Source organism: Pseudomonas sp. GL_090 (assembly GCF_057837765.1).
In genome coordinates, this window is the sequence record NZ_CM174452.1 from 4,776,810 (window position 1) to 4,794,088 (window position 17,279).

16 protein-coding genes are annotated in these 17,279 nt (G+C 53.4%); 10 read left to right on the top strand and 6 right to left on the bottom strand.

Features of this window, described 5'->3' with window-relative positions; translation table 11 throughout:
• Window positions 1–2 precede the first annotated feature (2 nt).
• From AC3ITA_RS21410 to AC3ITA_RS21440, 7 genes are all read left to right on the top strand, one after another.
• Window positions 3–1,022 (top strand): ABC transporter ATP-binding protein, encoded by a 1,020-nt coding sequence (locus AC3ITA_RS21410; RefSeq protein ID WP_093230316.1) that lies wholly within the window; start codon window positions 3–5, stop codon window positions 1,020–1,022.
• 73 nt (window positions 1,023–1,095) lie between these two features.
• Complete coding sequence (locus AC3ITA_RS21415) at window positions 1,096–2,700, top strand: ABC transporter substrate-binding protein (RefSeq protein WP_197678820.1); 1,605 nt, start codon at window positions 1,096–1,098, stop codon at window positions 2,698–2,700.
• Window positions 2,701–2,797: 97 nt separating this feature from the next.
• The gene (locus tag AC3ITA_RS21420) at window positions 2,798–4,192 is read left to right on the top strand and encodes a dipeptidase (protein WP_093215763.1); all 1,395 of its coding nucleotides are present in this window, start codon (window positions 2,798–2,800) and stop codon (window positions 4,190–4,192) included.
• A 249-nt stretch (window positions 4,193–4,441) separates the two neighbouring features.
• Window positions 4,442–5,803 carry an OprD family porin gene (locus AC3ITA_RS21425; protein ID WP_093230313.1) on the top strand — a complete coding sequence of 454 codons (1,362 nt, stop codon included), beginning with the start codon at window positions 4,442–4,444 and terminating at the stop codon, window positions 5,801–5,803.
• A 105-nt stretch (window positions 5,804–5,908) separates the two neighbouring features.
• Window positions 5,909–7,273 (top strand): acyclic terpene utilization AtuA family protein, encoded by a 1,365-nt coding sequence (locus AC3ITA_RS21430; protein ID WP_093215748.1) that lies wholly within the window; start codon window positions 5,909–5,911, stop codon window positions 7,271–7,273.
• A complete protein-coding gene (locus tag AC3ITA_RS21435) occupies window positions 7,270–7,587 on the top strand; it encodes an AtuA-related protein (protein WP_093215743.1) in 318 nt (105 codons plus the stop codon). The genes AC3ITA_RS21430 and AC3ITA_RS21435 overlap by 4 nt, the downstream gene beginning before the upstream one ends.
• Before the next feature lie 475 nt (window positions 7,588–8,062).
• Window positions 8,063–8,479 carry a hypothetical protein gene (locus tag AC3ITA_RS21440; protein ID WP_093215737.1) on the top strand — a complete coding sequence of 139 codons (417 nt, stop codon included), beginning with the start codon at window positions 8,063–8,065 and terminating at the stop codon, window positions 8,477–8,479.
• 634 nt (window positions 8,480–9,113) lie between these two features.
• On the opposite strand, the gene AC3ITA_RS21445 is transcribed toward AC3ITA_RS21440, so the two are convergent.
• The 5 genes from AC3ITA_RS21445 to AC3ITA_RS21465 all read right to left on the bottom strand — a co-directional run bounded on the left by AC3ITA_RS21445 (window position 9,114) and on the right by AC3ITA_RS21465 (window position 11,944).
• Window positions 9,114–9,284: a type II toxin-antitoxin system PrlF family antitoxin gene (locus tag AC3ITA_RS21445; protein WP_197678818.1), complete on the bottom strand. Its 171-nt coding sequence runs from the start codon at window positions 9,282–9,284 to the stop codon at window positions 9,114–9,116.
• Between the two features lie 53 nt (window positions 9,285–9,337).
• The gene (locus AC3ITA_RS21450; RefSeq protein WP_093215723.1) at window positions 9,338–9,748 is read right to left on the bottom strand and encodes an antitoxin Xre/MbcA/ParS toxin-binding domain-containing protein; all 411 of its coding nucleotides are present in this window, start codon (window positions 9,746–9,748) and stop codon (window positions 9,338–9,340) included.
• A gap of 424 nt (window positions 9,749–10,172) precedes the next feature.
• A complete protein-coding gene (locus tag AC3ITA_RS21455; RefSeq protein WP_165939615.1) occupies window positions 10,173–10,571 on the bottom strand; it encodes a DUF6957 family protein in 399 nt (132 codons plus the stop codon).
• A gap of 129 nt (window positions 10,572–10,700) precedes the next feature.
• A complete protein-coding gene (locus AC3ITA_RS21460; RefSeq protein WP_093215714.1) occupies window positions 10,701–11,045 on the bottom strand; it encodes a hypothetical protein in 345 nt (114 codons plus the stop codon).
• Window positions 11,046–11,212: 167 nt separating this feature from the next.
• The gene (locus AC3ITA_RS21465) at window positions 11,213–11,944 is read right to left on the bottom strand and encodes a metallophosphoesterase (RefSeq protein WP_489278336.1); all 732 of its coding nucleotides are present in this window, start codon (window positions 11,942–11,944) and stop codon (window positions 11,213–11,215) included.
• A 199-nt stretch (window positions 11,945–12,143) separates the two neighbouring features.
• Here AC3ITA_RS21465 and AC3ITA_RS21470 point away from each other — a divergent pair, with 199 nt between their 5' ends.
• The 3 genes from AC3ITA_RS21470 to AC3ITA_RS21480 all read left to right on the top strand — a co-directional run bounded on the left by AC3ITA_RS21470 (window position 12,144) and on the right by AC3ITA_RS21480 (window position 14,997).
• Window positions 12,144–12,623 (top strand): helix-turn-helix domain-containing protein, encoded by a 480-nt coding sequence (locus AC3ITA_RS21470; protein ID WP_223434682.1) that lies wholly within the window; start codon window positions 12,144–12,146, stop codon window positions 12,621–12,623.
• A gap of 166 nt (window positions 12,624–12,789) precedes the next feature.
• Window positions 12,790–14,343, top strand: coding sequence for an LA2681 family HEPN domain-containing protein (locus AC3ITA_RS21475; protein ID WP_489278337.1), 1,554 nt, complete (start codon window positions 12,790–12,792; stop codon window positions 14,341–14,343).
• A 186-nt stretch (window positions 14,344–14,529) separates the two neighbouring features.
• Window positions 14,530–14,997 (top strand): hypothetical protein, encoded by a 468-nt coding sequence (locus AC3ITA_RS21480; RefSeq protein ID WP_489278338.1) that lies wholly within the window; start codon window positions 14,530–14,532, stop codon window positions 14,995–14,997.
• 58 nt (window positions 14,998–15,055) lie between these two features.
• On the opposite strand, the gene AC3ITA_RS21485 is transcribed toward AC3ITA_RS21480, so the two are convergent.
• Window positions 15,056–17,263, bottom strand: coding sequence for a hypothetical protein (locus AC3ITA_RS21485; RefSeq protein WP_223434685.1), 2,208 nt, complete (start codon window positions 17,261–17,263; stop codon window positions 15,056–15,058).
• Window positions 17,264–17,279: the final 16 nt, after the last annotated feature.

The window sequence follows — 17,279 nt, forward strand, 5'->3', positions numbered from 1 at the left end:
CCATGTTCACCTCACCGTCTTTCACCGGCACCGGTGCGCAGCTTGCTCTGGAGAACGTCAGTCGTCGTTTCCAGCCCAAAAAAGATGTGCTGACCAGCATGGCCCAGCGCTGGGGGCTGGCCAAGCCCACACCGGTCGTACATGCGGTCGACAACGTCAGCCTTGAGATCAAGACAGGCGAAGTGATTGGGCTTGTAGGCGAATCGGGTTGCGGGAAATCAACCTTGGGGCGTATCGCAGCGGGCATCATCAAACCCTCGGAAGGCATTGTGCGCGTGGGAGGAATTGATGAGTCCCTGGCTTCCCGCGGCGCTGCCAGTACGCTTGAGCATCTGAGTGTTCAGATGATCTTCCAGGATCCGTTTGCGAGCCTCAATCCGCGCATGCGGGTGATGGATATCATTGGCGAGGCGGCACGGGTTCACAAAATACCCGGGGCAGAACACTACGAAGATTACGTTGCCGCGCAGATGAAACGTGCCGGTCTGGACCCCTCTTACATGCGCCGCTATCCGCACCAGTTTTCCGGAGGTCAACGCCAGCGTATCGGCATCGCCCGCGCACTGGCCGTCAATCCTCGCTTCATTGTGTGCGACGAGTCCGTCGCGGCCCTGGATGTTTCGATTCAGGCACAGGTTTTGAACCTGTTCATGGATCTGCGGGATGAGCTCGGATTGACTTACCTGTTCATCAGCCACGACCTGAGTGTGGTCGAACATATTTCGGACCGTGTTGCGATTATGTATCTGGGACGAATCGTGGAACAGGGCTCCAAGGCCGAACTGTTCTCTCGCCCTAACCACCCCTATACGCAAGCACTGCTGGCCGAAGTGCCAACACTTAATGCGAACAAAAGAACCTTCACCGCCATCAAGGGTGAAATTCCCAGCCCGATCAATCCGCCATCAGGTTGTCACTTTCACCCGAGGTGCCCGCATGCAATGCCGCGATGCAGAGAGGAAAAGCCTGGCTTGAAAGAGGTCTCTCCCGAGCATCTCAGCGCCTGCCATTTGAATACGTAAACGTGCTGACGCCACAACAAGAGGCCAGGACAGTAAGTCATTCGGCCCACTCGTACATTGAAGGGGAAATACTGTGCGTAAACCCGAGAAACCGTTGATCAAATGTATTGCCCGGATGTTTGCCGCGTGTGCCATGACGGCATCGCTTTCTGTTACAGCGTTTGCGGCCGTACCGGACACGCTGAACATTGGGCTGGGGGGGGCAGTCAACTCGGTCGACCCGCATTTCACTAACTCAACGCCCAACCACGTGATTGCTCATTCGTTGTTCGACCGGCTGACCGAGCGCAGTCCTCAGGGTGAATTGGTGCCTGGGCTTGCTTTGGCCTGGAACCCGGTAAGCGACACCGTTTGGGAATTCAAGTTGCGCCCCGATGTGAAGTGGCATGACGGCAAGCCCTTCACTGGCGAGGATGTTGCCTTCAGCCTTGAGCGGGCGCGCAATGTCCCGAACAGCCCGGGTGGTTTTGGTGGGCAGTTGGCTTCTATCGTGAAGGTCGAACAGATCGCCCCGCTGACTGTTCGGTTGCATACGTCAGCCCCGTCACCCAACTTGCCCAGGCAGCTCGCCTTTATTGCGATCGTCTCCAAACACGCCGGTGAAGGTGCAACGACGGAGCAATACAACAGCGGGGTTAAAGCGATTGGTACCGGGCCCTACAAGTTTGTTCGCTACATCCCGGGTGATCGCATCGACATGGTGCGAAATGACGATTGGTGGGGGCCGAAGCAGCCCTGGAAAAACGTTTCAATCAGGTTCATCTCTAATGGTGCATCACGGGTAGGCGCGCTCTTGTCGGGCGGCGTGGATGTGATTGACTCGGTGCCAGCGACGGACATCGCGACTCTGCAAAAGGACCCAAAAGTCAGTCTGGTGTCCACCCCGGGCATGCGCACCATCTTCATCGTCTTCAACGTACGCAGCGCCCCGCAGCCGCTCATTACGGACAACAATGGAAAGCCTCTAGCGACCAACCCGTTATCTGACGTACGGGTTCGTCGGGCGCTTTCTGAAGCAGTCAATCGCCAGGGAATCGCTGACCGCCTGATGCAAAACACGGCGAAGGCCACCGGGCAATGGTTGAACCCTGGTATTTACTCGTATGCCGACAGCGTGGCGATTCCATCTTATGACCCGACGGCGGCTAAAAAGCTGCTGGCCGAAGCGGGCTATCCCGACGGTTTCAAAATCACCCTGGTGACCCCGAATGACCGCTATCCAAATGATTCGGCCGTCGCCCAGGCGGTTGCCCAGATGTGGTCCAAGATCGGTGTTCGAACCGCTGTGGATGCCAGGCCTTGGAACACCTTTATCGTTGGACGCGAATCCTATCCATCCTTCTTGTTGGGATGGGGCAGCCCAACTCTGGAGGCCGGGTACTTCCTCACTAATATAGTGATGACGCCTGATTCAAAAAACGGAGTGGGCAGTTACAACTCGGGCGGTTACTCCAACCCGCCCCTGGACGCATTGACTGACCGGGCGCTCACTACACTGGATGATAAAGAGCGCGAAAAAATGCTGGTGCAGGCAGTCGAAATGACCAGTTCAGACCTGCCGATAATGACCATTCTTCAACTGAACAATACATGGGCCGTTCGCAAGGGCTTCACTTACGATCCGCGTACTGATGAACGCACGCTGCCACAAAACACAGCCCCCGTTATTTCACAGTAAACGATCGGTATCACCCGCGCGCGAACGTTAGTTCACGCGCCGGGCACCGCTTTGCCCAAAAACCATTTCGATCACTCAGAGAGAGAAGAGAAACTATATGAACGATCAGGTAATAACTCATCTATTAGATAAACAAACGCCCATCCTCGACTGGATGAAAGACTTTCTGAGAATTCCAAGTGTCAGTGCTGATCCAGGTTTCGATGACAGCATGCACGAGGCCAGAAACTTCCTTGTGCAGCGATTCACCGAAATCGGTCTGGATAACGTTCAATTGCTGGATGGCGGGGGCCAGCCTGCGGTTTATGGTGAATCACTTCGCGCCCCCGGCAAGCCGACCATCATCATCTATGGCCACTACGACGTACAGCCAGCAGACCCTCTGGAAGAGTGGCTCTCGCCACCGTTCGAGCCGACGATTCGCGATGGCTGCCTCTTTGCGCGGGGTTCTTCTGATGTAAAAGGCTCCACGGCCATCGCCATCGAGACCGTGGCGGCCTTCCTGGCCGTTGAAGGAGATTGCCCAATCAATGTGAAATTCTTCATTGAGGGTGAAGAAGAAACCGGCAGCCCATCACTGCGTGCCATCGTGGACAAGTACAGAGAACTGCTGCAGGCCGATGGGGTTCTCTCCGCAGACGGGGGACGGGCGAGCCGGGAAATCCCCACCATCAATACCGGCGCCCGAGGCAACAATGCCTTGGAATTCTCTATCCGGGCTGCCAAGGGCGACATGCACTCCGGTCGTTATGGCGGCGCTGTGCGCAATGCGCTCCATGATATGGCGGCGATCGTGACATCGCTGCACTCCTCGGACGGCACAGTAACGGTCAAGGATTTTGATATTGACGCCACTGCGCCGACCCAACGACAAATTGAAGATACGGCAGCCTTCCCGTTCGACCAACGAGCCTTCCTTGATCACGTCGGTGCCGTCGCTCATGGTGATCCGGCTTACACCACCCGCGAGCAACTTACGCTGCGGCCATCCATTGAAGTGAACGGGATGTGGGGGGGATACACCGGCAATGGGGTGAAAACCATCGTTCCTGCCCAGGCCCATGCAAAAATCACGATCCGTACGGTATCCGGGCAGGACCCGATACGGGCCATTGAGTCTGTGCGAAAACACCTGATTGCCCATTGCCCGAAAGGCGTGCAAATCAGTTTCTCGTACGTTGGTACGGGCTCGCCTGCCTCGACTCTTTCCCCCCTGAGTCCTCTGGTACTCTCGGCCGAACGAGTACTCCAGGCAGAAATGGGCTTGCGGCCTATTCATGTTCGTCTGGGTGCAACAGTGCCGATTACATCAATTTTTCAAGAGATGTTGGACATCGGTACGTTGATGTTCGGATTCAATCTTCCTGATGAGCCCGTTCATGCCCCTAACGAATTTTTCCGACTGGAATCTGTGGAAAAAGGTTTGCGGGCCTGGACGAAAATCCTGAGGGAGCTTTCAACGCATAAAACAAGCGAGTTTGCCTTGAAGTAACCCATTACTCACAGCGAGCGTTCAAGGCATCACTACTTATAGTGCCCTGCAAGAAACAACCGGCAAGCTCACATCGCAGGGCCTATAAAACACAAGAATTGGTTAATAAGTTTCGTCACTGGCCACTCACAAATAACAAAAATAATCTTTGATAGGATGGCTGCTTCATCACGGACCGAAGATCAACGTCGTCTTCGTTATTCACCTGATCGACTGCAGCTATCTAAAGCGAGCACGGACATGTCAAATATAAAATCAGCGATCATAGCGCTCCCCGTTTTACTTTGTACGGCTTCAGCCTCCGCTCGCGCGGCAGGGTTTATTGAAGACAGCAAGGCAACTATAAGTTTGCGCAATATGTATTACAACAGTGACTATCGAAGCCCCAATTCCTATCCCAAACAAAACGAGTGGGGGCAAGGTTTCAGGCTCGACTTTCAATCGGGCTATACACCCGGCACTGTGGGGTTCGGAGTTGATGCCCTTGGCCTCCTCGGGATTAGATTGGACGGCGGTGGCAAGTCTGGCACCAATAACAGTAGCCGTAACCCAAGCCCGAATGCAGGAGCTGGCAACCTGTTTCCGGTCGACAGTGATAATAAAGCCGTCAGTGACTTTGGCAATGTGGGTCTGACAGGAAAGGTCAAGATCTCTAAAACAGAAGCTAAGGTGGGTACGTTGCTGCCGAAGTTGCCTGTGGTTGTCAGCAATGATGGTCGATTGCTTCCGCAAACCTATACCGGCGGCCAGATCACCTCCAAGGAATTGGATGGGCTGATCCTTATCGCGGGGCAGTTGAAAAGCGCCAAAGGGCGCGCCTCTACCGACGATGATCCGCTTTCCATGTCCGGGGCACGCTTTGGCGCAGACACCAACAAGTTTTACTATGGCGGTGCGGACTACCAACTGTCGAAAAACCTGCTGGGGCAATATTACTATGGCCAACTTCAAGACTTTTACGCTCAACACTTTCTTGGCGTTATCCACGACATGAGTCTCCCCGTCGGCACCCTGAAAACCGAACTTCGCTATTGGTACAGCATTTCCGATGGTAAAAACAGCAGTGCGTCGGGCCGAGCCGATGGCTATCTTGCCAGCGGATATTACGGTACCTCCGCCGGGGTTCCGATCAATCGCGGAGAAGTGGATAACCGGACCTGGAGTGCAAGCCTTACTTACGGCATTGGGGGCAGCGCCATTACAGCGGCGTACCAGAAAGTTAATGGTGACAGTAATTTCCCGTTTATTAACCAAGGTGATGTCTATCGAGGTTCATCCGGCGCCGGAACCTATTTGATCACCGAACGCCAGCTTACGAACTTCAGCCGATCCGGCGAGAGTACCGTTTACGGTCAGTACAACTATGACTTTGCCGCGTTAGGCGTACCCGGGCTGAGCGCGGGCGTCACCTACCTCAATGGTAATAATATTCGCTCGGCAAATGGATCACTCTCCGAGTGGGAGAGAGACATTGCCCTGAGTTATGTCATTCAATCAGGACCGATAAAGGGGCTTAGTATAAACCTGCGCAATGCGATGTTGCGAAGTGACGTAGCCGGTAATGTTGATCAGAACCGCCTGATATTCAACTACGCCATCGCCCTCTTTTAACCACGGGCTTGTAGAACCAACGGCCCCTCAGCGTTTCCTTATCCATTTCACAGGCGCGCCTGGTGCGTATGCACCCTGCCCGCGTTGCACTTTGGAGTTATTCTAATGAGAACTATACGTATCGGCAGTGGTGCCGGTTATTCCGGCGACCGTATCGAACCGGCCATAGAACTGGCAGAAGATGGCGAACTGGATTACCTGGTGTTCGAGTGCCTGGCAGAACGCACTATTGCTTTGGCACAACAGGCGCGGCTTGTAGATCCAGAGGCAGGATTCGATCCGCTACTGAGCGAACGTATGCGCCGGGTTCTGCCGTTTGTTGGTCGAGGTATCGATGGGGGCCGCCGTCGCTTGCGGGTGATCACTAATATGGGGGCGGCGAACCCGTTGGCCGCGGCGCAGGAGGTACGCCGGATCGCCGCACAACTGGGATTGTCTGGGCTCAAAGTGGCTGCGTTAACCGGCGACGATGTGCTGCAAATACTGCTGCGCGACCCCTCGCACAAGTTGGATAACGGAAAAACGCTAGCGTCGTTGGGCGAGCAACTGATTTCGGCCAATGCATACCTCGGCGCTGAAGGGATCGTTGAAGCCTTGCAGGCCGATGCTGACATCATCATCACCGGGCGGGTGGCGGACCCTTCACTTTTTTTGGCGCCGCAGATGTTTGAGTTCGGCTGGGCAGCGGATGACTGGGTGCGGCTGGGGCGCGGTACGTTAGTAGGGCATTTGCTTGAGTGTGCGGGACAAATCAGCGGCGGCTATTTCGCGGATCCCGGCGTCAAGGATGTACCAGATCTGGAGCGCCTGGGGTTCCCATTGGCAGAAGTTGACGCCACGGGCAATGCAGTGATCAGCAAGGTGGCGGGCTCGGGAGGACGTATCGATACTGCTACGTGCACTGAACAAATGATCTATGAAATCCATGATCCGGCCGCCTACCTGACACCGGATGTCAGTGCTGACTTTTCAGGGGTGTCATTTGCGACTCAGGGAATCAATGAGGTGTGTGCTCAGGGCGCCACTGGCCGCGTTCGTCCCAAGTCGCTGAAGGTTTCCGTAGGGTTTCTTGATGGCTGGATTGGCGAAGGACAAATGTCATATGGCGGACCGGGCGCACTGGCCCGTGGACAATTGGCTCGCGAAATTGTGCTCAAACGCTTGAATTTGATTGGCGTGGCGTGTGAGGAGATTCGCGCCGAATTGATCGGTGTTGATGCCTTACATGGCAACGATTTAAGCTTTCGTGCTGACAGCGAGCCTTGGGAGGTGCGCCTCCGGGTAGCAGGCCGTTGCGCTGATCGCAGCGACGCGGTTCGTATCGGGAATGAAGTAGAAAGCCTGTATACCAATGGGCCATATGGCGGTGGAGGAGCAGCCAAGTCGATACGTCAGGTGGTGGCGGTCGCTTCGTTATTTTTGCAACGCGAAAACGTCAGCCAACAGGTGCATGTGGAGAACATTGTATGAATCGCATCAAGCTGCGTGAATTGGCTCATTCTCGAACGGGTGACAAGGGTGATACCTCCAACATCTCAGTGGTTGCCTTTCGTGCCGAGGACTATCAGCTCCTGTGCCAGCGGCTGACGATTGCAAGGGTCACCGAGCATTTTTCCGAACTGCTGGGTCAGCAAAATCTCCCCATACGTAGATACGAATTGCCCAACGTTTATGCACTTAACTTCGTCCTGCCCGGCGTTCTCCGTGGTGGCGTGACCCGCTCCCTAGCCCTGGATGCTCATGGTAAAACGCTAGGGGCGGCCTTACTCGATTTGACACTGTAACTGGCGTACCCGCAACTTGAATCCCTCGGGCTTCTTAGATACCTCGTTACCTTAGATGAGGCCAATTAGGAGGCGATGAGCAATCCGCGCGCCCCGAAGGATTCAAAATTCAATCGGTGAAACCAGTGACCGAAAAGCAGCGGTATGTGGCTGATGTTGCGGTACGTCTTGGCGTGTCGACGCACAAACGGTGGCAATGCCATGATCCGGCCCACACTACGGATGAGCAAATCCAGCACAGGCAATGGCTTGCAAGCAATCAGACTGGGCCGAGGACATCTCGGCAGCTGGGTCAATTCAGCGACAGCTCCAACACCTGGCAGCTATGGGTCCGCTCCCTGCCGGTAGTCAATACGGCTTGCGCTGGTCAAGTCGAATGCAAACGATAGGTCAGATCGGATGCAATAGGCTGGTCAGCGGCAATGCAAATGGGTGGTCAAGCCCATGCAATTTCCCATATGGCTAGGAAACACTGATGAATACCGATCTAAATACGTTATGGCAGCGCGAACGCAAACGGCGGGAACCGCTGTGGACGCTTGAGGGCTTGCGCCCTGGCGCTAAAGAAGCGAAACCACTGCTGACCTTGCTTGATGAGATTGCTCAACTGGATCTCAAGAGCCCGATTGGTGATGCATGCTCCATGTCCGTCGATGCCCTGGGCGAACTAGTCCCGGAAACACAATTTGTCGGGTGCGATGGCTATCCTTTCGTCATCATACTTAGCCAACACATCCCCCAACCTTGGCGTGAGCGATTCGAAGCGGCGAGCCCACTTTCTACGAGGCTGCCAGAGGGGAGTTATGCGAGTGTCCGGCGTCGTTTTCTTCGGGGTTGGGTTCGAGAGATGCAGCACCTTGCTGCGCACAGAGAGGCACGCATGAATGATTGAATTTGATTTGAACACCAACGACTGTGAGACTTTGTTGCGGCACTGCGAAGGCTTTGTCCCTGAGGGTGATGACCCAAGGGAGAAGCGGCGATTGCTGACGGCCTTGGACGTTCTTCGAGAAGCACTGATCAAGCATCTGAGTAACGACAAATCTCTGGAATAGGGACGGCGGGAAGGTGAGGCGGCACGTCAGCTATGTGAGCCAGTTACAGCCCTAAATCTCTGCCCAATTGATCCTCCTTCATGTGCTCAGTGGCCAGGTCATTGACCACGAGATGCCATTGCATTTGATGAGACAGATGATTTGTCAGACGGGATCCGATCTCGATGTAATCCTCTGAGATGCTGGCATATAAACCTCGACTGCTCACTACGTTTTGCAATACCTGAACGCACGGTAACCCGAGTTCGGATACGGTAACTCGAGTCGGCCAATCGTATATAGGTACACGCTTGTAGCTGGTGAGCGCATCTTCAACCAACCGCACAAACTCAGTGACACCACATGCCTCATGCACTGAACACCAAATGGCTAAATCACGCTCCCTATACATCACTTTCCCTTATTACGAGGTTTTGCGTAGCATGAACTTGTGAACCCCGAATTTGACGAAGATCAGAGATCTTGCCCACATCATTCATCATCGACCACAAGCGGTACATTCAGATCAACGTCTAGATCGCCTACGAGAGAGGTAATGCGGGCGATCAACTCACAGTTCAAAGGCTGCAATTGTTCGGGTCGGTGAAGAATGTCATCCGCCAAGAAATCGAGGATCTGGATTACCGCACAATCTTCTTTCAAGGGTTCAACCTCCTCCAAATGCCGTGTTCGTTGCCCCATAAAATAGAAACCATTCAGGTGAGGACACCGTGTTCGAGCTGTCCGATCAGATCGATCACGGCGCTCGCGCCCTCCTCGGTAATGAGCATTTCTAAAGGTGCATTTGAGTTAAAACAACGCAGCGGCGAGCGTAGGAAAACCCCGGCTGCCTGGACATCGCCTTCGAACAGTTCGCAGGACGCCTGTAGAGCAACGATCAATCCATACAGGCGTCGGCTCTCGCTCAGAGGAAAAAATCCTACAGTCGTTGCGTTCGATAAGAGTGCGGAAGACATCCCCATGCGCTTACCAAGCAGATCTTCATCGATACACAACATCTCGGCTAGAAATCGAAATGAGGGAAAAGGCATACGGTGCCTAACGACATCGTGAAATTCAATGCCTGGCGAAGGCAAATTCACAGTGCCCCAAATGTCTGTTTTCATGGATTCAACGACGAGCTTTCCGTGAGCTCATGCGCAGCCGCTTGAGGGTGACCAGTTGACGTGATCAAGGCACCGTACGCTGAGCCAGTGCTCCCCTCCCAAAGTCCCGACTTGGCCACAGACCTCGCAAGTCGATAATGACCTTTCTTCTGCCCTCGCGACTGCTTCACGGCAAGCCATATCACCTCCGGAATAGTAGAAGCGTAACCCCCCGAATTTTTCCTTGACCTGACGCACCTGAATCGGCGGCAGCTCAGGGTGAGAATCCATGTAAGTTTTCAGCGTGCGACAAAGCTCATCGATTAAATCCAGCCAACCTGGCAGGCATCCGATTTCGCGAAGAGGCGCACTGCAGAAAAACGTTGGGTAACGATCACGCAGGACAGGCAGCAGATCTTCAATCATTGGATTTTGTGCTCGCTTACTAATACGCAGATAGTGCCTGGACAGCGGGAAAGCTCGCATGCTTGCGCGCTCCTCGGCCGGCCAAGATGAAGATCGTGTCGTTACTTTCAAAAAAGCAGCCGTCAAAATCACGTTGATATCCGCTTACGATCCTATCGCCAGGCTGGTACTTGTTCTGGCTGTCGAACACCGCTGCGAGGGCATACAAAAGTGTTGCCTCAAGCCCCTGCGCTTTGATTTCTCGCTCCTGAAATTCTGGGAGCATCACATCCAAAATCATCCAGTGTCTGACGATGCAAAAAGGCTTTTCTCTGAAGGCATCGGCGGCCAGTTGGATCAACTCATCGTCGCCAAGTTTTGAGCCTCCTAGAGGGCGTGCTGAGCCGAACAGTAAATCGCTCAGCAGGTCTGCATCCATAACTCTTGTATTCATAATCTCGCTTCAACTCTTGCCCCGCATACCAGGTCAAGAATCTTTTCCCGATCCCCTTTACCACCTGGATAACCCGAAGCTTTTTTGCGACGCGTATCCGCAATTGCAGATCGCTCAGTGATAAATCCGATTCATATAAAGGTTGTTGCCGCCCGGCGCCCAACTGACTACCAAATACTGACTTCCTGCAACGGTGTGAAATATTGAATAGCCATTGACGAAGTTGACGCCTGTAATCCTGGACGTGCGGATGCTGGCACCTTCACGAAAACGCCCCGTTGTATCGCCATAGACTGTCCCCATCAGGATTGGAGGGCTGTCTACGGCTGCGAATAAATACGCTGTGATGGGCATACCGAAATCCATCTCCATTGCCATGGCGACTGCTGACGGAATCGATGGGCCACGCTCTACCTCGCTCATAACGCTGCGACTGAGAAGTGCATCTGAGTCACCCATGGTCGTGTTTGGTCTTTTCTACGCATCATTCAAAGTCCGCATATCATGAAAAACCGGACACCGACCGGCGCGCTTACAGCATTGGAATGTAGACATGGTCGATATGCGCCAGAACCGTTTCACAGGTTTCATGGCGTGCTTGGTGGACGCATGACGTCTCATTGCACTCATGAAAGGCTAACCACCAGACTAGGATCAAAACCAGTGTCTTCGCGTGGGTAGCCGCGAGGGTTAGAGACCACACGACACCGGCCTAACTTGACGTCGATGGCGCGATGCGTATGACCGAAAATCCAGAGATCCGCTTTTTCCAGAAGCGCATGCCAGCTGTTGGTGTAAGCAGCGATCAGATGCCCCTCATACTTATCCCCGACCACTTCGCGCACAGGTGCGTGATGCGTCACGACAACGGTTTTGCCGTCGAAAGGTTTATCCAGTTCATGGGCAAGCCAGTCGTGCGTTGCGTGATTTCGGTTGACCAGGTCACAAGGGCGCAGCTTGCGGAAGCTGTCATCAATACGGATTACACTGAAATCATTCATCCGTTCCAATGCGTTTTGGGCAGCTGCTACGACATTTCCAGTGGCGGAGAAATCAGTCCAGGCGGTGGCGCAGAGGAACCTTGTTTGATTCCAAATAAAGGTTTCGTTTTCCAGGACGTGGACGTGCGGTAAGGCGGCTTCCTTCATCTTGCGCAGCGTGTGATCAATGTGGCCACCATAGTATTCGTGATTACCGCAGATGTAGATGACAGGGCACTGAAAGGCTTCATTTGCCCATGTCACGCCCCTCCCTTTGACATCAATGTCTCCGCCCAAAATCACTAGGTCAAAGGCATTGGCCGTGGGCTGATAGGGCGAAAATTCGTTGTGCAGATCTGACAGCACGTGAAGCTTCATCAATGGCCTGGTCTCGATTTACAGCTAAATTGATAAGGCTAGTAAAGGCTCGTGGGCAGGCGTTCCAGCGAGGCAGACGCCGATGCTTTGGCACGGTTCTACAGCCATGTAGATCTACCCGGAAATCCGGCAAGGGGACTATATACCGTCGTTCCGGACTGCGCAACATGGCTACATCCTCGTTTTTCGAGGGACGCTGATGTCATTGAGCAATGGGTTCGCAGCCGTACTAAAGGCTGTCCGAGCGGTCAGAGGTTTATCTCAGCAAGACTTGGGAGATGTCAGTGATCGCAAACACTTTTGGCAAATTGAAAATGCGAAGTCCTCTCCCACCCTGAACAAGTTGGAAAAGCTGTCTAAGGCGCTTCAATTTGACCCAGTCACTCTGCTGACTCTGTCTCTCGCAGTCCGCGACGAAGTCTCCCCCTCCGAGGTTCTTCAGCGGGTTCAGAAGGAGCTTGCTGATTTTGAGAGGATGGGAGGGCTGAAGGAATTGGTCGACAGCATGCAATCTGGCGTACCCAAATCACGCGCAAGTGAGCAACTACGCAAGCTGGCCGCCGTCCAACTGTGCAAGCGAGAAGGCCTCACACAAAAAGCGACGACGGAGAAGTTGGGGCTTCCAAAGTCCACGGTTCACGACCTTTGGAAAATGACCGATCCGGACGAAGAATCCTGAATCTGATCTAGCATTGTCTGCGCTCGACGCCTCTTACCCTTTCTCACCTATCCTCTACCTGCGCCCTAGCTGTAATCACTCCATCAGAAAATGGAATGATTAGTAGGCTCTTGGTACTCGGCCTATGAGTTGCAGAGAACCGCACCCACGACACGAGAGCCGTCCAATGCCATCAATACTTAGCCGTTACAACGAGCTGTTCACGCATCTCGAGCACTTATTGAATACCAACCCAGCTCTGGCCGTGACACAAGCTCGTGAGATCGACCTTGATACACCTGAGCGACCCCATTGGTTGAATCTACGGGCGAGCATTCTGGTAGATGGAGGTGCGATGACCCAACAGCAGGATGCAATTGAAGAAGGCCTCACTTTGTTTCAAGAGCTTCACAGTTTGCATCCAACCACCCGCGTAACCTACAACTTGGCAAACGCGCTCGTCGCGGCGGCTGGGCATCCGCAGGGGAAATCCAGTTGGCTGGATCATCAGGAGCGTAATCGAGAGTACCGTGCGCAGGCGCGCCGGTGTTTCTGGAAGGTTGGCCAAGACGTTGATGCTGAGCCATCACTGAGAACACAGGCCTGGACGAATCTCGCGAACCAGTTCAGCAATAGTTTACGGCTGGGCGAAGCCCATGATGCAAGGCTTACTGCACTTGAAATCGACCCCGAAAACGGGGTTGCCGCATATCGCGCGGCCCGTGATTTGCTGTGGCTTTTTGACCAAGGAGGATGCTCAGATCTGACGCGCATTGAAGCCAGCATGCTAGCTAAAATCGCGCATAGAAACGAGGATCGAATTGTCGAATATGCAGGTGCGCAGGCAGCAAAGGAAATCGCAGCGTTCGCTAAAAAGCTCGGAGATCCACCACCGCGATCACCCCACACTGATCCGTTCATCACATGGGTGGAAACTGAACGACTAACGCTCGCTCCAGCTGTCGAACTCGTCGACCCAACATTGGGCAAGCTGGATTGGCTCATGCTCCCCGCGGTATTGGAACGCGAGCCCGGCGAAGTGGCAACGCCTCCACCTCTGTTCGCCATGTTCAACATGCTCAAGAGCGACTTTATTCTTGCCCGTGATCTGGCATGGCGAGCTGTCGACGAAAGCGTTTGGCCGAAGACAGGTCGATTCTCAGACACGCTCGACTTTGCCACCTACGGCCCGGATACCTCTGCACTCATAGTTGCTCACCGGACAGCGCTTGACCTCCTCGACAAGGTCGCGGTAACGGCGAATCACTACTTTGAACTAGGCCAGTCTCCCACCAGCGTTTCCTTCGGTACGTTATGGCGGGGAGCCAAAGATAAATTGACGGGCGTACGCCCGCTCTCCACTAAAGTCGAGACGGTCATTCGCAAAGGCGCCAAAGCCCTCTACGGCCTTGTGGAGCTCGCCGAAGACTATGCCGGCGAAGAGGGCATCCTTCGACCACAAAAGGAGCTGCGTAACTCCGGCACGCACCGCTTCGTGGTACTTCATGATCTTGGTGATCCAGCTTCCAGCAGACAAGCACCTGAAGTCGAGCACCATCATCGCGAGCAGTTTACCCAGGACGTGTTGCGCGCCCTGCGTGTGACCAGATCAGCCATTCAGATGCTCGCCCTCGCAATTACTCAACACGAAAATGGATTGGCACAGCGAGAAGGTGGCTTGGTCGGAGAGCTGATTATTCCTGACCACGACTGGATTCGGGGGCATGAAGAGGACGAATAGATCCGGCCGTAAATTCCATATCACACGAACCCCTGAGGAAGAAGCCGATCAACTAGGGTTCGCCGCTTCATGTGCACCCGATTATAAATTCGGTATAACCAAACTTACCAAACTGTCAACCCAAAAGTGTTTGTGGGCAAAGTAGCTGGATGTTAGAATTAACCATAACAACAAAAGGAGCAACTTATGTCGTATGTCATTCACATTGAACATCGTGAAATTCAAGAATTCGCTTGGGTTGAAATAACGGGCTTTAGTGAGGAATTCCGCTCTGCGAGAAAGTGCCGACTCCAAACTATTGGCTGGATTCTAGACATTGTAGATACCGTTCACAACAAAGTTGGGGCAGTGAATGTATTGGATGACGATTATGCAATAAATGCGCTTATCAAATACGCAAAAATGGATTCTGAATCTGCGGCTCGACTTCTAGCGGCTCCAAACTGGAGAAAACGTTTTGAAACTGCCTGGGAGGTTCTAGATGATCTAGAGCGCGAAGAGGCCGTGACCCTTGATTATGATTATTGGCATAATTTCTGGCCAGGATTCGACACCTACAACTGCACGCTGCGCCGATTCCTCACCAATTACCAACCTCAAATCCTGGACACCAGCACCCTCGATATGAGCTCATCTTGCGACGTGGCGCCTTGATTGCTATGAAGACAGAGCCGGTTTTTTGTCCCGGCTACTCCGACTTTGATGCGACCGGTCAACGCCCCTCTATTACCTGTATGTCGAAAGACTGCTCAGGAAAATAGCGCTCGAAACGAACTTTTGCATTCCCTAGCAATTCAATTCGGTTGTTGTAATCCCGGCTATAACGCCCTGACTCAACATTGATCAGCAGCACATCGCCCGTCGGAGAACGTCTGATCTCGCCCGCTATTCGAGCGGGTTTGAAGCCAGTGATGCTGGGATGTCCACGACCGTCATACTCAGCGGCAATTAATAGATCACCTTCAAGTGAAACTGCCCAGATCAAATTCCCGACACTGCCATCAGCGAACGACGGGAACATGTCCAGCAGCTTTTTTCCGTTCGGCTCGTACAATGTCTCCAGCGTCCTGTTTAGAACGATATTCCCCCCTTCGAACTCACTCTCCCGGAGATTTTTTGGTGCCCGGGGAGAGCCATAGGTATCGTCAAGGTGCTTAGCCCGACTGGATTTGTCTTTCATCAGGCGACGAAGGAACGACTGGTAAAAGTGACCAGAGTTGACGACCACTTCGTTTGGGTCAGCGCTTTCTCGAATCAGATCCAGCAGCACATTCCCCAAACAAATATCGTAGGCAAGAATGGCGGAGACCGCATTTCCCTGAGGAATTTCGCTAGCGTCAATGAGTACCTTGAACAGCGGCGCTCCTAACCAGTTAAACGACACAACCCACTGGAGTCGAGCGTAACTGGTGGTCAGGAATTCGACTTTTTCTACTTGCCAAGCCTCGCGCTCTTCCGGTGTCACCGTGCGAAATCCATTCCCCTCCAGCGTCGTGGCTGTCGGCTCATGCTCCAAAACTTCGCGTCGGATATCAGAGATCTCACGCAGCTCGATTTTCTGGCTCAGGGAACTCAATTGTTCGCCACCTGCCATGGCCATGTTCTTCAGTTCCTTGACAATGACCTGGCACGTTTCATAAACGTACAGGAAAGGCAGGCGAGCTTTTCTGTCACAAGGCACTACAGAGAAATCAGGTGTAATGAGTTCGTGTGGCTCCTCCCACTCATCCTTGTTTTTCATTCGCTGCAAGCCAAGCGCCCACTTGATTTCGCGGGGAGCCGCGCCTTCGATCAAGGTGTAGTCATCGATACTGATCAGCTTCGCCCGTGCATAAGGACCCAGTCGGTCATCATGCACATACAAAACCTCTTCATCCTGATCAACCTTATAACCCACTACACAAATGGCGTGCCCTCCACGGGCCCTGAAAACAGGCTTTGCCGTTTGACCACCGCCACTGTCAGTCAAATCCTGTGTTTCTGATGCCCCAAGAGGTATTACCGGGGCTGTAGCAGTGTCTACGTCTGCATTAACGGCAGGCAGTGTAGCGATGGTTGTCACGTGGGAGAACACTTCACCCGTAAGAATCATAGGAAGCGAACTGTCGATGTGCGCGATTATTGACTGGAGGAAATACGCCTGATCAGGTGCTTCCATGCTTTTGGCGTGGTACCGCAACCCTTCAACATCCAACGAGCGCAGGATTTGCTTGTTGCTCAGTTGCTGACTCGGAAAACTGTTGGAGGAATCTTCAACATGGTTGATGGCATTGATCGTGATTTCGCTGCAGGAATGGATGCTGCGGGTGTTACGCAGTTTTAGCGCATGCAAGGAAGCCCAGATAGCCGTTGTCGCACAAGCAGCAACAACCTTGTCTTGTTCCTGAAAGGCAATTGACTCCACCTTGAGCGAGATCCCGAACAGATCGACCGTGTACTCACGGGCAAGCCGCCGCTTGCACTTGTTCTCGCTGAGCTCATCCGGCATGACCTTCAAGCAGGTTTTCCCAATGAAAGTACGCGGTAACGGTTTGATCACCATGAAGCCAAGATAGCTTTTGTTCAGGTCATCGATTTCGCTCCCTGCGTCTTTGCCACGCTGCAGGATCGACGTGATCGTCCGATGGTCGACGCTGGACGAAAAAAAGTGAAGGCGAGCGCACTTGTGACCGTCGTTGCCAAATCGCTTCACGTAATAGCGCGAAAAGTCCTCCAGGTAGTCCTTGTCGACATAGTTGAATTCAAGAAGCACTGTCTTGGCGTCCAGACAGGTCAGATAGGTAAACAGGTAGTCGACCTGATCCTTGCTGAAAATGTCAGGGAAGTCGTCCCCAAAGCATTCCCTGACAAGATTGGTGAGCGTCGGCTTCGCGAATTCAGAAACAAGGTACGGAGTCATAGGCATAAAAAAAGCAGCCATTGGCTGCTTTTTCCTT